At 72.8% G+C, this 14141-nt stretch carries 14 protein-coding genes and 1 pseudogene; 8 read left to right on the top strand and 7 right to left on the bottom strand.

Annotated features, from left to right (window positions below; all coding sequences use genetic code 11):
- Positions 1-198: 198 nt before the first annotated feature.
- The gene (locus QNO07_RS15785) at positions 199-1251 is read left to right on the top strand and encodes an LLM class flavin-dependent oxidoreductase (RefSeq protein WP_283992646.1); all 1053 of its coding nucleotides are present in this window, start codon (positions 199-201) and stop codon (positions 1249-1251) included.
- 7 nt (positions 1252-1258) lie between these two features.
- On the opposite strand, the gene QNO07_RS15780 is transcribed toward QNO07_RS15785, so the two are convergent.
- Entirely contained in the window at positions 1259-1651 is a 393-nt protein-coding gene (locus QNO07_RS15780; RefSeq protein WP_283992645.1) for an SCO5389 family protein, read from the bottom strand.
- Between the two features lie 221 nt (positions 1652-1872).
- On the opposite strand from QNO07_RS15780, the gene nucS reads away from it, so the two are divergent.
- Positions 1873-2532, top strand: coding sequence for an endonuclease NucS (gene nucS / locus QNO07_RS15775; RefSeq protein ID WP_283992644.1), 660 nt, complete (start codon positions 1873-1875; stop codon positions 2530-2532).
- 118 nt (positions 2533-2650) lie between these two features.
- Here the strand turns inward: nucS and QNO07_RS15770 are convergent, their stop codons facing one another.
- The 3 genes from QNO07_RS15770 to QNO07_RS15760 form a co-directional block, all read right to left on the bottom strand.
- Positions 2651-5074 (bottom strand): ATP-binding protein, encoded by a 2424-nt coding sequence (locus QNO07_RS15770; RefSeq protein WP_283992643.1) that lies wholly within the window; start codon positions 5072-5074, stop codon positions 2651-2653.
- 121 nt (positions 5075-5195) lie between these two features.
- Positions 5196-5507 carry an STAS domain-containing protein gene (locus tag QNO07_RS15765; protein ID WP_283992642.1) on the bottom strand — a complete coding sequence of 104 codons (312 nt, stop codon included), beginning with the start codon at positions 5505-5507 and terminating at the stop codon, positions 5196-5198.
- Positions 5508-6085: 578 nt separating this feature from the next.
- Entirely contained in the window at positions 6086-6934 is an 849-nt protein-coding gene (locus tag QNO07_RS15760) for a 3-hydroxyacyl-CoA dehydrogenase family protein (protein ID WP_283992641.1), read from the bottom strand.
- 495 nt (positions 6935-7429) lie between these two features.
- Here QNO07_RS15760 and QNO07_RS15755 point away from each other — a divergent pair, with 495 nt between their 5' ends.
- Both QNO07_RS15755 and QNO07_RS15750 read left to right on the top strand, forming a co-directional pair.
- A complete protein-coding gene (locus QNO07_RS15755) occupies positions 7430-8020 on the top strand; it encodes an RNA polymerase sigma factor (protein WP_283992640.1) in 591 nt (196 codons plus the stop codon).
- Positions 8017-8877, top strand: a complete 861-nt coding sequence (locus QNO07_RS15750) for a hypothetical protein (RefSeq protein ID WP_283992639.1) — start codon at positions 8017-8019, stop codon at positions 8875-8877. Before QNO07_RS15755 ends, QNO07_RS15750 begins: the two co-directional genes overlap by 4 nt.
- 84 nt (positions 8878-8961) lie before the next feature.
- Here the strand turns inward: QNO07_RS15750 and QNO07_RS15745 are convergent, their stop codons facing one another.
- Both QNO07_RS15745 and hemC read right to left on the bottom strand, forming a co-directional pair.
- Positions 8962-9312 (bottom strand): PepSY domain-containing protein, encoded by a 351-nt coding sequence (locus QNO07_RS15745; RefSeq protein ID WP_283992638.1) that lies wholly within the window; start codon positions 9310-9312, stop codon positions 8962-8964.
- Positions 9313-9714: 402 nt separating this feature from the next.
- A pseudogene (gene hemC / locus QNO07_RS15740) lies at positions 9715-10275 on the bottom strand (hydroxymethylbilane synthase); the annotation flags it as partial.
- A 110-nt stretch (positions 10276-10385) separates the two neighbouring features.
- On the opposite strand from hemC, the gene QNO07_RS15735 reads away from it, so the two are divergent.
- The 3 genes from QNO07_RS15735 to QNO07_RS15725 all read left to right on the top strand — a co-directional run bounded on the left by QNO07_RS15735 (position 10386) and on the right by QNO07_RS15725 (position 12199).
- Positions 10386-10958 carry a cob(I)yrinic acid a,c-diamide adenosyltransferase gene (locus QNO07_RS15735; RefSeq protein WP_283992637.1) on the top strand — a complete coding sequence of 191 codons (573 nt, stop codon included), beginning with the start codon at positions 10386-10388 and terminating at the stop codon, positions 10956-10958.
- A gap of 188 nt (positions 10959-11146) precedes the next feature.
- Positions 11147-11773, top strand: a complete 627-nt coding sequence (locus tag QNO07_RS15730) for a DM13 domain-containing protein (protein ID WP_283992636.1) — start codon at positions 11147-11149, stop codon at positions 11771-11773.
- Positions 11774-11971: 198 nt separating this feature from the next.
- On the top strand, positions 11972-12199 hold the full coding sequence (locus QNO07_RS15725) for a hypothetical protein (RefSeq protein WP_283992635.1): 228 nt from the start codon (positions 11972-11974) through the stop codon (positions 12197-12199).
- Between the two features lie 102 nt (positions 12200-12301).
- On the opposite strand, the gene QNO07_RS15720 is transcribed toward QNO07_RS15725, so the two are convergent.
- Positions 12302-13234 carry an NAD-dependent epimerase/dehydratase family protein gene (locus QNO07_RS15720; RefSeq protein WP_283992634.1) on the bottom strand — a complete coding sequence of 311 codons (933 nt, stop codon included), beginning with the start codon at positions 13232-13234 and terminating at the stop codon, positions 12302-12304.
- A 96-nt stretch (positions 13235-13330) separates the two neighbouring features.
- Here QNO07_RS15720 and QNO07_RS15715 point away from each other — a divergent pair, with 96 nt between their 5' ends.
- Positions 13331-14005, top strand: a complete 675-nt coding sequence (locus QNO07_RS15715; RefSeq protein WP_283992633.1) for a TetR/AcrR family transcriptional regulator — start codon at positions 13331-13333, stop codon at positions 14003-14005.
- Positions 14006-14141 lie beyond the last annotated feature (136 nt).

Genomic DNA, 14141 nt, shown 5'->3' with positions numbered 1-14141 from the left:
CGGGGTGTCGGGGGCGTGAGGCCCTCACATGCGTGATGCCTCAAGCGTACGCATCACCACACGCGGCTTCCGGCAGTGGCGGATCCGCTCACGCGTTCCGCTGATGATCCGAAGAACTTCCCGCCAAGCCGTGCCCTTGGCACGTGTCAGCCGTTAGTGCCAGTGGGGATGCCGCGTCCGCCGGCGAGAGGAATGGCGATGCGAGTAGGGGCTTTTGTGCTGGCCGCACAGTTTCCGGGCCAGGGGCAGGCGGAGGCGCTGCACCGGGCGGTGCGGGCCGCCGAGGCGGCGGAGGCGGCCGGTCTGGACGCGGTCTGGCTGGCGGAACACCACTTCGTGCCGTACGGCACCTGCCCGTCGGCGGTGACGCTGGCGGCGCTGCTGCTGGGCAGGACGCGGCGGATCGGCGTCGGCACAGCGGTGAGCGTGCTGCCGACGGTCCACCCGGTGGCGCTGGGCGAGCAGGCGGCGCTGCTGCACGTCGCCTCCGGTGGCCGGTTCACGCTGGGCGTGGGGCGCGGCGGGCCGTGGGTGGACCTGGAGGTCTTCGGCAGTGGCCTGGCCGCCTACGAGACGGGCTTCCCGGAGTCGCTGGACCTGCTGCTGCGCTGGCTGCGGGAGCCGAGGGTCGGCGCGGACGGCGAACGGTTCCGCTTCCGCGAGGTGGACGTGGTGCCGCGGCCCGGCGAGGCGCTGGACGCGGCGGACTCGCCCCCGGTGGTGGTCGCCTGCACCTCCCCCGGAACGGTCCGGCTGGCGGCCCGGCAGGGGCTGCCGATGCTGCTGGGCATGCACTGCGGCGACGAGGAGAAGGCGGACATGATCGCCCTGTGGCGGCGTGAGGCACGGGCGGCGGGCCACGACCCGGACCCGTCCGCGGAGGCCGGCCACGTGTCGGCGGGTGTCGTGCAGGTCGCCGACACCCGCGAGGAGGCCGTGGAGACGCTGACCAAGGCCATGCCCGGGTGGCTGCGCCTGGGGCTCGGGGCACATGTGACGGTGGACGGCAGGGAGCGCGCCATGCGCGATCCGCTGGCCTACACCGAACTGCTCACCGAACTGCACCCGGTGGGGCCGCCCGCGTGGTGCGCCGACCGGTTGGCAGCGACGGCCGAGCGCACCGGTGTCAGCCGGTTCGCCCTGCTGGTGGAGGGTTCGGGCGACCTCGCGGCGACCGAGCGCAACGTCGGCCGCCTGGGTTCCGAGGTGCTGCCGCTCCTCGACGTCGAGGGGCGGCAGCCTTCCTCCTGACGGTACGTCAGCAGTCCCGCAGCAGCGGCGACTGGTTCAGCAGCTGTCCACGGATGGAAGTGAAACGCTGCAACCGGTCGTCGGCTGAGGCGTCCATGGGGAAGACGGCGACCCGGTGGCAGTTCTGGAAGGCCAGACGCACACCGAAGTGACGTTCCAGCGACCCCCGTATCGCGTCACTGGCCAGCGCCCGCAGGAGCTGGCCCCGCTGCTGCTCGGTGGCGGGCGGCGTCTGGTTGTCGGCGAACTCTCCGCCGTCCACCTGCAGCCGCGCCACCAGAGAGCTGATCATCTCCCATGCGTAGGGGAGGGAGTTCTTGACGCAGTCAACGAATTCCGCTTCGTCGACCTCGCCTCGCTCGGCCTGTTCCAACAGGGCCGGTGAGACGTCGAGCGACATGGGGTTCTCCTCTCGCGACCCCGACGACCCGGGGTCTTACGGACGGGACAAGAGGGATCACCGATTGACGGACGATCTCGGTCGGCGACCCCTCCACTACCAACGGTAAGGCCCGAACGAGCCACCGACCATACGGTTGCGCACACAACAGGCCATGCATGAACGGGGAGAAGCAGGGGCGAATCGCGTCCCGGGCACCGGGTCGAGTAGCCTCACCGACCATGCGTCTTGTCATCGCCCGGTGCTCTGTGGACTACGCCGGCAGGCTCACCGCCCATCTCCCCTCGGCCCCCCGGCTGATCCTGGTGAAGGCCGACGGATCGGTCTCCATCCACGCCGACGACCGGGCCTACAAACCCCTCAACTGGATGTCCCCGCCGTGCACCCTCAAGGAGGAGGCCGACGTGTGGACGGTGGTCAACAAGGGGGGCGAGAAACTGATCATCACCATGGAGGAGGTGCTGCACGACTCCTCCCACGAGCTGGGTGTCGACCCGGGACTGATCAAGGACGGCGTGGAGGCGCACCTCCAGGAACTGCTCGCCGACCGCATGGAGACACTGGGCGAGGGCTGGTCCCTGATTCGGCGTGAATACCCCACCGCGATCGGCCCGGTCGACATCCTGGGCCGCGACTCCGGCGGTGCCACGGTCGCGATCGAGATCAAGCGGCGCGGCGAGATCGACGGTGTCGAGCAGCTGACCCGCTATCTGGAACTCCTCAACCGCGATCCCCATCTGGCTCCCGTGCAGGGCGTGTTCGCCGCTCAGGAGATCAAGCCGCAGGCGCGGGTGCTGGCCACCGACCGCGGCATCCACTGCGTGACCTTGGACTACAACGCGCTGCGCGGCATCGAGGACGACAAGCTGCGGCTGTTCTGACCTTCTCCCCCGCCGCGGCTGCCCCGGGCCCGCGACGGCCTCCGCGTACCGCGGGGCCGTCGCGGGCCCGTACGCGTCCGTGCCGGTGGGACGTCCCGCGCGGTCCGCGCGGCGGCGCTCAGGCCAGCGTCGCCGTCGTGGAGCCGTCCGGCTCGGGGCCACGGCTCGTGGGCCCCTCCGCGGAGGCCGACGCGCTGGGCGGCGGGCCGCTCGCGGAGTCGGTGGTGCCGTCCGTCGGGCCGCCGCCCGGGTCGCCCGACGGGTCCGGGTCGCCGGGGTCGCCGGACGGGTCGGGGTCGCCGGGGTCGGTGCTGGGGCCCCCTCCCCCTGGGCCGCCGGACCCGCCGGTCGGGGTGCCGGGGCTGCTGGGGCGGCCGGGAGTGGTGCTGGTGCCGCTGCTGGGCTTGCCCGGCGCGGTGCTCGGCTTGCCGGAGGCGCTGCCGGTGCCGGTGGCGTCCTCGTCCGGCGTCTCCTCGGCGGTGCTGTCGCCGTCGGGTGACTCGCTCGCCGAGGCGCTGCCCGAAGGGCCGCCGGGTGAGCCGGGCAGGCCGCTCGGGCCGGGCGACTGGTTGCGGTTGCCGGACTTGACGGGCTGGTCCGCCGGCAGGTCGCCGTCGCCACCCTCCTGGGTGGCCGAACGGTCGGGCTTGACGACGTCCGAGGGGTCGTCCCCGCCGCCCGAGGTGTTGCCGAGCGTGACGACAGTGCCCAGCACGGCGGCGAGCAGCGCGCCCGCGGCGGCGGCGACCACGTTGCGGCGGGCACCGTGCAGCACCGAGCGGGCGCCCAGCGCCTTGGTGCTGCCGGTCGAGGGCTGCGGGCCACCGCCTGGCAGGGCGGAGGTGTCGTGGCCGGCCGCGGCGGGTACCGGCGCGCCGGGCGGGGACGCCTCCTCCTCGCTCTGCGAGTTGGGCAGCTCGGAGGCGAAGCCGAGCGCCGGGCCGCCGGTGTCGAATGCCGTCGGCGGGGCGACCGCGGTGGAGCCCGCGCCGGGCGTTGCGCCGCTGCGGTCGTCGACGAGGGCGAGCGCCCGGCGGCCGACGACGGTGCCACCGCGGTCGGCGAGCGCGCCGCGCAGGCCGATGGCCGCCTCCAGTTCGGCGCGCGCCCGTTCCAGGTTGCCGGCGCAGAGCGCGAGCACGCCCAGTTCGTGGTGGAAGTACGCCTCCTCGGCGACCTCCCCGGCGACCCGGGCGGCTTCCTGCCCGCAGCGCAGCGCCCGCTCCCAGGCCGACCAGTGCAGGCCGGCGGCGAAGACCGGGGCGACGGTGTGGGCCAGCAGGACGGCGGTGCTGGCGTGGCCGCCGCGCTGCGCGCTCTGGGCGGCGGCGAGCACGGTGTCGGCCTCGGCCGAGACCTGGGGAGCGGTGACGGAGGGGTGGCCGGTCCACCAGGCGTAGTGCTGGGCGGCGGTGCGGGCGCGCTGGGCGGCGTCCTCGCCGTAGCCCTCGGCGGCGAGCTGCACGGCCACTCCGGCCGCGAGCCGGTGGTGGGTGCCGGTGCCGGTGGCGAGCCCGGCGGAGACCAGCTCGGCCAGAGCCGCGTCGGCGTGCGGGTCGTCCAGCAGGGCGGGCAGGTGCGCCGCGGCGGGCAGTTCCCCGTCGAGCGCGACGGCGAGCCGCAGCGTGTCGCGGGCGTACTCGGACAGTTCCGCGGCGAGCGACCCGGCGGTGATGGTGGCGACGGTCAGCTCGGCCAGTTCGGTGTCCGGGTCGGCTTCGAGCCGTGCGTCGCGCTGCCGCAGCACCGCGCCGGCCTGCACGAAGCGCAGCGGCAGTCCCTCGGACTCGAACCACAGGTCGGCGGACCAGTCGGCCTCGGCGTCGGTCAGCGGGCGGCCCACCGCGTGTTCCAGCAGTTCCAGGCAGGCGGTGCGGCTGATGCCGCCGAGGAAGACCTCCTCGAGGAAGGACCCGGGTGAGGGCGCGGCGACGTGCGGGGTGGCGGCGATGAGGAAGGCGCACTCGGGTGTGGCGCGCAGCAGCTCGTCGAGGGCGGCGCCGCCGAACTCTATGTCGTCGACCACGACCACCGCTCCGACCCCGGCCAGGGCGGTCAGCAACTCCTCGCGGTCCGGCCGGTGCAGCTCGGCGCGGTAGACGGTGGCGTGCAGGTCGTGGAGCAGGTCGGTGGGGGTGCGGTGGTAGCCGTTGAGGCGGACGACGCCGTCGGGCGCCAGCTCGGCGCAGTCGTCGACGACGGCGTCGAGCAGGGCGGTGCGGCCGGAGCCGGCGGGACCGGTCAGGCGGACCGAGCGTCCGCGGGCGAGCAGCCGTACCAGGCGCTCGCGTTCCTCCTCGCGCTCCAGCAGGGGCAGGCCCGCGCCGAGGCGGACGGGCGGGCGCCAGCGCGCACTGCGCTCCTCGGGCGAGTGGCGACGCGGCGGGCCGGGGGCGCGTCCGGGCGGGCAGGGTTCGATCTCGCTGCCGTCGACCGGGTTGACGGTGACGACGTACTCGCCGGCGACGAGCTGGACCATGCGGGCCGGTGCGGCGCCGCCGGGGCCTGTGCCGTCCTGCGGTCCGCGGTTGATCGGATCCATCGTCGATGCCCCCAGATGCGGTGCGTGCTGTGCGTGAAGTCCGCCCCTCCTGGCAGTGAGAAGAACCCTAGACGTTCCACGGCCTCGGACACAGGTCGGGTCCGGGGGGCGGACGGAATCGTCACGGCTTTGTGAGGGTCTCCCCTTCGATGGCCAGGATGCGGTGCAGTCGGGTGGCTACCAGCAGACGCTGCATCTGCGGCGGCACGTCGCGCAGCACGAGGCGTCTTCCGCAGCGTCCCGCGCGGCGGTGCGCACCCATGATCACTCCGAGACCGGTGGCGTCCCAGGAGTCCAGCTGGGCGAGGTCGAGGACGAGGTCGCCCTTGCCCGCGTCGAGGGCGTGATGCAGGACCGTGCGGGCGTCCGCAGCACTGCGGACGTCGAGGCGCCCCCCGACGACCATCTCGGCGTGGTCGCCCTTGATGTGCATATCGCGCTCCCCGGGGGTGGCCTCGTGTGAACCTTCAGGTCTGTTGCGTCACCACAACTGACTGCCCCTCGGGCAGCGAAGTTGCCGTCCGTGCTCGAACCGATACGGAATTCACCCTCGCGGGTGATTCCTTGGACCTTCTGAGCCAGTGAACCGGTCAGTGGTCCGGTGGTGCCGGTGTCGCGTGCTCCACCGCGCGGGGCGGCGGGCGCCGGGCCCGTCGGTGGCGGCCGCGCCGTGCGGCGCGGTGCCGAACCGCCGATCCGACGGTACGTCAGGTCCGACAGTACGCTGACCGACGGTGTGCGGCGTTCGACGGTCCGTCAGTGGCGTGCCGCGGACCGCCCTGCCCCGGGAGCGCTCTCCGCGCCGGTGGCCGGGGCCGCGACCGGCTCGGCGGTCGACGGCCGCGGCCCCGCGGCCTCCGAAGGGCGCTGCCCGCTGCTCGGCAGGTCGCCGAGCAGCTGGTCCTGCGGGTGGTTCCGGCGGTGGTGCGGTGGCGCGGTGGGTGGTTGTGCGGGTGGTGCGTTGGGTGTGCGGGTGATGCGGGTGGTGCGGTGGTCGTGCAGGGGCGTGGCTCAGTAGGTGTAGAAGCCCTCGCCGCTCTTGCGGCCGATGCTGCCGGCGTCGACCATGCGGCGCATGCGCTCGGGGGCGGCGAACTTCTCGTCCTTGGACTCGGTGTAGATGTTGTCCGCGGCGTGCGTGAGGATGTCGACGCCGGTCAGGTCGGCGGTGGCGAGCGGGCCCATGGCGTGCCCGAAGCCCAACCGGCAGGCGGTGTCGATGTCCTCGGCGGTGGCCACGCCGGACTCGTGCAGCTTCGCCGCCTCGACCACGAGCGCGGTGATCAGGCGGGTGGTGACGAACCCGGCGACGTCGCGGTTGACGACGATGCAGGTCTTGCCGACGCCCTCCGCGAAGTCACGGGCGGCGGCCAGCGTCTCGTCGCTCGTCTTCAGTCCGCGGACCAGCTCGCAGAGCTGCATCATCGGCACCGGCGAGAAGAAGTGCGTACCGACGACCCGGTCGGGCCGGCCGGTGGCCGCGGCGATCTTGGTGATCGGGATCGCGGAGGTGTTGGAGGCGAGCACCGCCTGCTCCCCCACCACCTTGTCGAGCGTGCGGAAGATCTCCTGCTTGACGTCGATCTTCTCGAACACCGCCTCGACGACGATGTCGGCGTCCGCGACGGCGTCCAGGTCGGTGGTGGTGGTGATGCGGCCGAGAGCCGCCTCGGCGTCCTCAGCGGCCAGCTTGCCCTTGCTGACGAACTTGGCGTACGAAGCCTCGATGCCGCCCCGACCCCTGGCCAGGGCCTCGTCGGTGACATCGCGGATCACCACGTCCCACCCGGCCTGGGCGGAGACCTGCGCGATACCGGACCCCATCAGTCCGGCCCCGATGACGGCAAGCTTCTTGGCCACGTGCGATCCCCTCTAGCGGTCCCTACGGCAGTGCTCTCAGCCGGACCATAGCGTCCGTGAGCGCCCCTTGGGCGGCGAAGAGATGCGCGTCACGTCTCACCTGATGGACATCACATCCGACGGTCCTACCGGGCGTTCCGCCTTGCGTAGTTGAGCACCTTTTCGCTCAGCAGCTCCTCGTACACATCCGGCCGGTGCAGGACGCCACCCCCGGAGATGGCCCGCCAGCGTGCTGCCGGGCGATCGCGTGGAGCTGGCCGTGGTCGCTGCGATCCTCGGTCACCCCGGAGCGCGAGCGCCAGGCCCTCAGGGGCGGCCGGGGATCGCAACGCCTCGCCGGTGGGTCTCGCCCTCGGCGCTCCGGCCTTCCACCGTCTCCCTGCCCGGTGCTGCGTCGCGGCCGATCGTGCCGTGCCGGCGGTAAGACGCGGCGCCCGCCGGACAAGAACAGGGTGCCGGGGGAGGTTCCCCCGGTCCGGCGACAGGAGAGCGCGGGTGAGCAGTCCCCTGAACGACAGGCGGGGAAGCAACTGGCAGGAATTCGAGCGGGTCTACCGGGAGACTTCACTACCGGTTCTGCGGTTCCTGCACCGCAGGCTGCCCGTCACCTATGTGGAGGACGCCTGCGCGGAGGTGTACGCCACCGCCTGGCGCCGCTGGGCGGAACTGCGCGGCGAACCGCTGCCCTGGCTGTACGGCATCGCCCGGCTGACCGCGGCCAACGCCCTCCGGGCCGACGAGCGATGGCGGCGGCTGAGCGAGGCGGCCCACCAGCGCGTCCCGGTCGCACCGGGACAGGCGGCGGAGGCACACGCACTGGCTCGACTGAATGCCTGTCAGGCACTGCTGACGCTGCGGGAGGCCGACCGGGAAGTGCTGATGCTGGTGGCCTGGGAGGGTCTGGAGCCGCCGGAGGCCGCGCAGGTCCTGGGCTGCTCGGTGCCGACGTTCACCGTCCGGCTGCATCGGGCCCGCAGACGTCTCGAACGGGCCATGGCGGGCGGGCAGAACGAGGACGGCAGCGCGGACCCGCCGACGGGAAGAGCGGCGACAGCGGTGACGGCAACAGAGGAGGAGCGGTCATGACCGGCGACGACGTGGACAGGGTGCGAACCCTGCTGAGCTCCGGTGACCCGGCTGCCGGGGTGGCGTCGGTCCCGGAGCAGGTGGACCGCCGGATCGACGAGCTGCGGCCGTCCCTCGCGACCGGAACGGCCCGCAGCCCTCGGCGCAGGTGGACGCTGGTGGCGGTGGCGGCCACCGCCGCACTGGCGCTGGCGACGGTGGCCGCGCTCGTCACCATGGCCGAAGACGCCCCGCCTGGGGTGGTCGTCCGCGCGGACGCCGGTGATGCGCGGTTGCCGTCCGAGTCGGCCGCGGACTGGGTCACCTACGGCGATCACGTGGCGGTGGTCCGGCTGTCCCTGGAGAAGAAGCTCCCGGTCTCGGAGGAGGACCAGGTCAACGGCGAGGGCTACGTCGGCCGATCCGTCACCATGACCGTCCGGAAGGTGCTGTGGACCCGGGACGCGGCTCCCGCACTGCCTGCGAGCGTGTCCTTCAACGCCTCCGGCTGGGTGATGAAGGACGGGAGAATGACACCCGTTGCCCTCCACGACACACCCCGGCTGGAGAAGGGGCACACCTACATCCTGGCACTGTCCCGCTACAGCGACGGATGGGCCCCCACCGGCTCCGGCAGCACTCTGCCCTACGACAGCCGCGTCATCGGCGAAGGCGAATCCGAAGGACGCGCCGTCACTCCGGACACCTCCGGCGAGCCCGGCGCCCAGGCAACCCTGGGGGAGAAGGTCATCGGCGGGACCGCCGAGGATCTTGTCGCACACCTGCGGGCGGCGGCGCCCGATCCGAGGGCCGAGGGGTTCGAGGACCTGCCGGCCGATGAGCGCTGGGAGAAGGCGGTCGGCGCAATCGACGGGTGAGAGAACACCGGGCAGTGCCGCAGCCCGGCCGTACTGCCCCCAGCAGCAGGCCCGGAGCCAAGGAGGGGTCGCTGTGGAGGTCCGTCAGCGCAGGATGGTGCCGTCGGTGGCGTCGACGTCGACCTTGAAGCCGTCGCCGGCCCGGTCGGCCTCGACCTCCCAGACAGGGCGCTTGTCGTCCTTGTCGAGTTCGACCTTGAGGACGCGGGCGCCGGGGAAGCGGGCGGTGACGATGTCGGCCGCCTCGGCGGCGTTGAGCACCCTGGGACCGAAGCGGGCGTCGAGCTCGGGGTCGATCTCGACCTCGAAGCCGCCCGCACGCGGTTGGGCGGTGGCTCCTGCGTCCGTCTGGCCTGCGGACGCCAGAGCGCCGCCCGCCGTCAGAGAGATCGCCATGCCGACAGCGGCGAGCGTGATGACCACGGGTGTGCGCATCCGTACCTCCAGGGTGGGCGTGGCGGGTGGCCGCAGCCGGGACCACCGGTGCGCCGCCGCGCGCAGACCGATTTCGTCCCGGCCGCGGCAGCTCCGGTTCCTGCCGCAGCAGTCCGTTCCAACCGGACCTGAACCGTAGGGCGCCGAGCGGTGCCGTCGCCCGGTGCCTCACGAGGTGCGACAAGATTTGGCGCCCGCTGAGTCCCGGCGGGCGGCCTTACGTACTTCTCCGGGCCTGCTGCTGCCGGGCGACGCCCGGGAACCCGTCCGCGCAAGCCCGTCCCCGCGGGCCCGGCCTCGTGGGGGCGGGCGTCCGGTGGCGCGAGCCGGGCTCAGCGGCCGATGCCGTCGATCAGTTCGCGCGCGCCCTGGCGCAGCAGTGCGAGGGCCACCGACACGCCCCAGGATCTCGGTGATCACGTCACTGCGGCCGATGCGTTCCAGGCCGGACACGGCCAGCAGCAGGGCGTCGGCCTCCCCGGCGGCGAGCTTCGCCAGCCGCCGGTTGGCGTTGCCCCGGAACGGCACGCACGTCAGGTGCGGATGCTAGGCGGCCAGCTGAGCGCAACGGCGGACCGAGGACGTGCCGACGCGGGTTCCGGCGGGCAGCCGGTCGAGGGGCAGTCCGCCGGGGTGGATCAGCGCGTAGCGGATGTCGTCCCGCGCCAGGAACGCGGCGAAGACGGTCCCCTCCGGCAGCGGACGATCAGCGGGGATGTCCTTGACGCAGTGCACCGCGAGGTCCGCCTCGCCGGCCAGCAGCGCGGCGTCGACCTCCTTGGTGAAGGCGCCCTTGCCGTCCACCTCGGCCAGGTCGCCCATCCACCGGTCGCCGGTGGTGCGCACGGGGACCACCTCGGTGGCGACGCCGAGGTGCAGCGCAACCAGTTCGGCACGGACCCGCGCGACCTGCGCCAGGGCCATGGGCGCGTCGCGGGAGACGATGCGCTCGGCGGCGGACATCTCTCCACCCTGGGCCGCCCACCTCGCAGCCCGATCGTTTCCACGTGCAGGCCGCAACGGGGCGCAGAACGGCCCACCCGCTGCGGGAGGGACCCGGCTAGGCTCGTCTCATGGTCAATCTGACGCGCATCTACACACGAACCGGCGACAAGGGCACCACCGCGCTCGGCGACATGAGCCGCACGGCGAAGACGGATGTGCGGATCTCCGCCTACGCCGACGCCAACGAGGCGAACGCGGCGATCGGGGTGGCCCTGTCGCTGGGCGCGCTGCCGGAGGAGATCGCCAAGGTGCTCACCCGGGTCCAGAACGACCTCTTCGACGTGGGCGCCGACCTGTGCACGCCGGTGGTGGCGAACCCCGAGTTCCCGCCGCTGCGCGTGGAGCAGGCCTACATCGACAAGCTGGAGGCCGACTGCGACCGGTTCAACGCCGAGCTGGAGAAACTCCGCAGCTTCATCCTGCCCGGCGGCACACCGGGCGCCGCACTGCTGCACCAGGCGTGCACCGTCGTCCGCCGCGCGGAGCGCTCGACGTGGCGTGCGCTGGAGGAGCACGGCGACACCATGAACGCGCTGACCGCCACCTACCTCAACCGCCTGTCCGACCTGCTGTTCATCCTCGCGCGCTCCGCGAACCGCGAGGTCGGCGACGTGCTGTGGGTTCCGGGCGGCGAGCGGTAGGAGGAGGACGGGCGGCTTACGGCCCGGTGGCGCGCGGTCGCAGGGCGTCCGTCGCTGGGCATCCGCCAAGGTCCCGCAAGTGGGCACGTCAGCGAACCGTAAGGACTTCGGGGCTGTTTGCGCGCGACAGCGGCTGTCCGGCCCCGATGTAATGCGGGTGACCTGACGGGCGACGGATGGAGACGGACATGAGCCGATCGAAGGGCGGGCGGCGCAAGCCGCTGGTGCTCGGAGTGCTGGTGGTCGGTTTGGCGGCGGTGGCGGTGGGGCTCTACCTGTTCCAGCCGTGGAAGCTGTGGACCGACGAGACGGTGGACGAGGCGCTGCCGGACACCGTGGCCGTCCAGGAACCGGCCGAATCTCCCCAGCCCCCCGACTCCCCTGAGTCGCCGGGCGCCTCCGGCACCGACCCCGCGCAGGCCGACCCGCCCGAGACCACCGAGCCGGCTCCGCCCTCCGGGCCGACCACCCTGGCTACCGGTACGTTCATCACCCACGAGCACGCCACCAGCGGCACGGCGAAGATCATCGAGCTGCCCGACGGCTCGCGGGTGCTGCGCATCGAGGATCTGGACACCAGCAACGGTCCCGACCTCAAGGTGTGGATCACCGACGCCGAGGTGAAGCCGGGACGTGCCGGCTGGGGCGTCTTCGACGACGGCGCCTACCTGGACCTCGGCAAGCTCAAGGGCAACAAGGGCAGTCAGAACTACGCGCTGCCCGCCGACGCCGACCTCGACGTCTACACCAGCGTGAGCATCTGGTGCGCCCGCTTCAGCGTCTCCTTCGGCGCAGCCGAACTGGCCCGCGCCTGACGGGCCCCACCGGGAACGGCGGCCGAAGCGGACGGTCGAAGCGGGCGGCCGAGCGAGAGTACTCCGGCGGTCAGCCGCGTGCCTCTCGCCCGCGGGCCGCAGCCCGCCGCCCGCCGCCCGCCCGTGTACGGACGAACGACCGGAGGGTCTATGCCAACGTGTCCGAGCGTTGCGGAGATCGGTGCCCTGGTTGCTCACTTGCGGCAGTCCCTGGGCGACAACACCGCCCCTCGCAGCGCGCTGCGCTCGGTTGTGAACCTCGCGAGGAACGGGGAGGCAGACACGGCTCTGGACGAGCTGTGCCTCGTCATCGACTGCTTCGCCATCACGCTGACCGAGGAGCAGTTCGAGCGGATCGGCCGTCTGGCCGAGCACTTCGAGTCCGATGCCCCGGAGGAGACCCGGCTGGCGAGACTGGTCATCTGAGTGCTGCCTCGCGGCTGCGCTCACCGACTGTCCGCCGGACGCCTGCCGTTGTGTTCACGCACTGCGCCCGCCGACCGGGCGGCGCAGAGGTGACCCGAACGCTCACGGGCCGCATGTGATGCCACTGTCCTCGGGCAGGTCGGCGAGGGTGAGGAACGCGGGTGAGTGGTGCACGCCCGGCGGCAGGCCGACGGCGTTGCGGACAGCGAGAACCGTCAGCACTGCCGTCGCCTGGGACTGGAGACGGCCCCGGGCCCAGCGCACCGAGCCGTCCGCCGCCCGAGCCAGGGCCCACCAGCGGTCGGTGCCGGGCAGGTGCAGGCCGCGCGGAGCGCGGCGACCGCCGGGCAGGCGGGTCAGCAGGGGCAGTACGGCGGTGGCCGGCGTCGAGTCCAGGGCGAAGAAGGTACGGACGGGCACGCCCAGTTCCCGCGTCAGTGTGTGCTGGTCGGAGAAGTCGGCCCGGTAGAGCCGTCGGCGGCCCAGATCGGGCAGGTCGAAGGTCTGGGGACGGGTGAAGTTCCGTACCGGCGGCCCGCCGTGGGTGTCGGGGAAGCGTCGGCCGAGCAGGTCGTAGCTCCAGTCGGTGGCGGCCGGGCCGTGCCGCTCCCCCGCGCCGAGCACAAGCGCCAGGTCAATCGGGCCGGGCGAGATGCGGTGCACCTCGGTGGCGAGCAGACCGGTGAGGCCGGGCGCGAGGCCCACGCTCAGCACGACGGGCGCCGCCGGGTCGAGCCGTTCCACCGCAGCCACGTACGCACTTCCCGCAGTGATGTCGACGAACGCGACACCCTCCCGGCTGGCCGTGGCCACCAGGCCCGGATCCTCGACGCCGGACGCGTTGACGACCACGTCCACGTCGGCGAGCGCGCCGCGCAGCGAGGTGGCGGCCGTGTCGGGCGCGCGCAGGTCCACCACCCGGTCGGCCTTGGCGGCGTCCCGCCCTGCCGCGAGCGCCTTGTGCCCCTGCTCCCGCAACAGCGTCACCACCCGGCTGCCGACCGCCCCGTACCCGCCCAGGACCAGAACCCGCATTTCCCGCACCTCCCGTGCCGCAACCCGTGCGAACTTTCACTAGAGTCCATCACTAGTGAAGGACTCTAGCAACTTCCCTGGAGTTAGACTCCAGCCATGGCAGCCGAGAAGGTGGAGGGCAAGCGGGCCGCGAAGGCGCGGCAGACGCGGGAGCGCATGCTGGAAGCGGCACGCGAACTGTTCGTCGAGCAGGGCTACGGCGTCACCACGCTCCAGGACATCGCCAACCGGGCCGGCGTGGCGGTGCAGACCATCTACTTCACGTTCACCAACAAGCGCTCACTGCTCAAGGAACTGGTGGACATCACCGTCGCGGGCGACCACGAGCCGGTGGCGACGATGGACCGCCCGTGGTTCCGGGAGGCGCTGGCAACGCCCAGCGCCGAGGAGCACCTGCGGGCCCACGTGCACGGCACCCGCCTGATCCTTGCTCGCGTGGCCCCGCTGACGAGCATGGTGCACGCCGCCATGACCACCGATCCGGCCGTCGCCTCGATGTGGCCGCACGAGGACCCCCGTCACGTGGTGCAGACGGCGGCGGCCCGCAGCCTGCTCTCCAAGCCGGGCGCCCGGCCGGACGTGCCGGAAGGGCACGCCGCCGACGTGCTCTACGGGATCCTCAGCACCGACCTCTACCTGCTGTTCGTACGTCGGCGCGGCTGGTCCCCGGAGCAGTGGGAGCAGTGGGCCTTCGACACCCTGCGCCCCCAACTCTGCGCGGCGACCACGGACGACCCGTCGGCCCCGCAGCCGCCTGCCAGCACCGCATGACGGCACGCGGCGGCGTGCAACTCGGGGCAGAAGCGCAGGCGCGCCCGCCGGTGGGTGACCGCCTTGCCTCCTGGCAGCACAGCAGCACAGGGATACGATCAAGGAGAGGTCGGCCGCGCATTACCGTGGGCCGGTC

Source organism: Streptomyces sp. 549 (genome assembly GCF_030124175.1).
GTDB lineage: Bacteria > Actinomycetota > Actinomycetes > Streptomycetales > Streptomycetaceae > Streptomyces.
Note: the sequence above shows the minus strand (reverse complement) of the source record. Positions and strands in the feature narration are given on the sequence as shown.